The sequence below is a fragment of the Roseivivax halodurans JCM 10272 genome, from assembly GCF_000521785.1.
GTDB lineage: Bacteria > Pseudomonadota > Alphaproteobacteria > Rhodobacterales > Rhodobacteraceae > Roseivivax > Roseivivax halodurans.
In genome coordinates this window covers 1-2,584 of record NZ_JALZ01000092.1, presented here as the reverse complement: position 1 = coordinate 2,584, position 2,584 = coordinate 1, and the positions used below count along the sequence as shown (strand labels likewise).

At 62.1% G+C, this 2,584-nt stretch carries 4 protein-coding genes; 3 read left to right on the top strand and 1 reads right to left on the bottom strand.

Translation table 11 applies throughout. The annotated features are described in order from the left end of the window. Nucleotides 1-157 precede the first annotated feature (157 nt). A complete protein-coding gene (locus tag OCH239_RS21175) occupies nt 158-577 on the top strand; it encodes a GFA family protein (RefSeq protein WP_037267432.1) in 420 nt (139 codons plus the stop codon). Nucleotides 578-713: 136 nt separating this feature from the next. Here OCH239_RS21175 and OCH239_RS23805 read toward each other — a convergent pair whose 3' ends face one another. Next, nucleotides 714-842, bottom strand: coding sequence for a hypothetical protein (locus tag OCH239_RS23805; protein WP_280111700.1), 129 nt, complete (start codon nt 840-842; stop codon nt 714-716). Between the two features lie 506 nt (nt 843-1,348). On the opposite strand from OCH239_RS23805, the gene OCH239_RS23985 reads away from it, so the two are divergent. Further along, nucleotides 1,349-1,636, top strand: a complete 288-nt coding sequence (locus OCH239_RS23985; protein WP_037267430.1) for a DUF4258 domain-containing protein — start codon at nt 1,349-1,351, stop codon at nt 1,634-1,636. A gap of 24 nt (nt 1,637-1,660) precedes the next feature. Beyond that, a complete protein-coding gene (locus OCH239_RS21160) occupies nt 1,661-2,110 on the top strand; it encodes a helix-turn-helix domain-containing protein (RefSeq protein ID WP_037267428.1) in 450 nt (149 codons plus the stop codon). Nucleotides 2,111-2,584 lie beyond the last annotated feature (474 nt).

The following is a 2,584-nucleotide window of genomic DNA, read 5'->3' as shown; positions in this document are numbered from 1 at the left end:
AGTTTTTCAACACCATCGGCTCGATCCCGACCTTCGCTGCGGATGACCCGAGCGGCGGCAGTAGGGGCGAAGCTGCCTTTTCGGTTTGCGCTGACACGAATGACGCGCAAACTATCGGAAGTCGTAAGCGTTCGCGGCGGATAGAAAGAGATGTACCATGACTGGAACCTGCTTGTGCGGCGCGGTCAGCGTCACGATCGACGCGAAACCCGACTTCATACATGACTGCAACTGCGATCTGTGCCGGAAATCCGGTGGGGCGTGGGGATACTTCTCGGCGTCGCAGATCAGCACCGACGGATCGACCCTTTCCGTGATGCGCACCGACAAGGCAGAGCCCGCCGCAGAGGTCCATTCGTGCCGATCATGTTCCGCGACCACGCATTTCACGATGGCAAAGTCATTCACCGACAAACACGGCCCGATCGACATGGTTGGCGTCAACATGCGCTTGTTCAGCCCCATGGACCTGGAAGGCGTGGAAGTCCGGTTTCCGAACGGTCGTGATTGGTCCGGCGACGGCGCTTTTGAATATCGCCGGCCGGCGATCACCATCGGAGACGACATCGGCTGGTAGAGTTGATGCGGCTGTCAAAGGTGCTCCTTGTCGAGATGACAGTAAGAGGCTCGCATGCGACCTTCGCGCGGCACGCCGGAGCGGCGGCAGTGCGGACGGGACTGCCCCTCGCTGCGGTTGGCTCAATGGCCAAAAATCAATTCAGAAGGACGGTGTAGGCGATCACGACGACCGTCAGTGCGAGGCCCGCGGCGCAAGAAACGTCGTAGACGGTCCGGCCGATCAGCGGAGCCGACAGGTCGTTCCCGGGTACGAGGCCAGGCAAGAAACCTCCCAAGATCGCCCCCAGCCCCAGCCCTGCGAAGTTCGCCGTTTGCGCCCGCGCGAGGAGGGGCTGGATGTCAATGCCAGGCGCGTGCAGGCGCAGCCGTTCCACGAACTAGGCGTCCAGCGTCCCCGATCGGAGAGCGCGTCCGAGGCCGACCAGTTCGAACGAAACGGCGAGCGGCCAGAACGCCTCGGACAGCACAAAGACGCCGGAGGCCACGACGCTCGCTCCAGTGGCGATCAGGAAGATCGGCTTACGCCCCAACGGTCGGCCAGACCACTAAAGGGGAGCTCGGTCGCAAGGACCACGGCGAGTAGACGGCGATAAGCGCGCCGATTTCGGCGATGCCCAAGCCCCGTCCCTGCAGGGCCAGCGCCGTCACGGCCACGATGACCCCTATGGAGATTGCCGCAGGATGTTCCGAACTGTTCACCTTGCGTTAATCCGCGCTACCTATCATTTTGTAAGGTGTGTCGAAGAGTGTCGTTCCATTCCGCGCGTCCATGACACCAGCTCAGTTCGAGGCTGAAGTGCATGACCGCGCACGGTTTCCGAACATGGTTCGGTTCACCGACCATGTCATCGAACGGATGGTCGAGAGGGGAATCACGCGCCCGATGGTATTGCGGGCCCTGCGACGCGGCACGGTCGATGGACCGAAACTGAAATGGGATGCGACGCCCGGAAACTGGATTGCGCCGATGGTAGCCATAACCGCGGGAACGGAGGTCTGTGCCATCTGCGCCATCCGCGAGGGGGACTTAATCGTAACGGTCGTCACCGCTTACTAGGCGGCGGCTGGAGGGAGACTGACGATGACAAATCTTTACCACTATGCCGACAGCGGTCTGCCGAATGTGTGGCTCGACGGGGTCGAGAGCCACGAAACACCATATGGACCTGCGACGACCATCCCGGCCATGGAGAACCTTCACAGCGCGATCGGAATGGCGATCGCAACTTCGAACCATCAGATGTCCGGCGAGGAAGTTCGCTTCCTCCGGATCGAACTAGACCTGTCACAGGCACGGCTCGCGCAGCTTCTCGACGTAACGGAACAGACCGTCCGGCGGTGGGAGCAAGGCCACACTGAGATTCCGGGACCGGCGCAACGTGCCCTTGCGGGCTTCTACGTGGAGTCGACCTCGGAGGATGGGTGTCTGCGCGACCTGATGCTGAAGTTCGCTGAGACGGACCGGGAGATGCGGGCAATCGAACTTCGCTTCCAGCGCAACGGTGACGACTGGACGCCCAACGCCGCCTGAGGCGTTGGAGTTAGGCGACATCGGCGGCGTCGCACGCCACGAGCAGCGCGACGCCTGTCGAATGCCATGCGAAAGCGACACGATCCCATGGATTTCCGGGGCTCAGCCGCGAGGCGATGCCAAGCAATCCTGACCCCGCTGCTACGCATTTCCGACCCAAACCGAACCTTCGACGCGCCCCGCGCGTGTGCCTGCTATGCGGCGATTGCGTTGAAAAACTCAGGCGGCACAGATGATGGCGCCGATTCTGTAGCAGGCGGCCGACGCCGCTGACTGCGGTTTCAACCTCGCCACTATCGCACCCGGCTTACCCCATAAAGTGCCAAGCATGAGCACGCAGAGAACGAAGGCACCAACCGCTCAGGACCGAGCAGCCAGAACTTGCCCCATTAGACAACGGAATCGGCACGATCCCGACCTTCGCTACGGGTGGCCCGAGCGGCGGTACCGCGGACGAGGACGAAACCGCTCTCG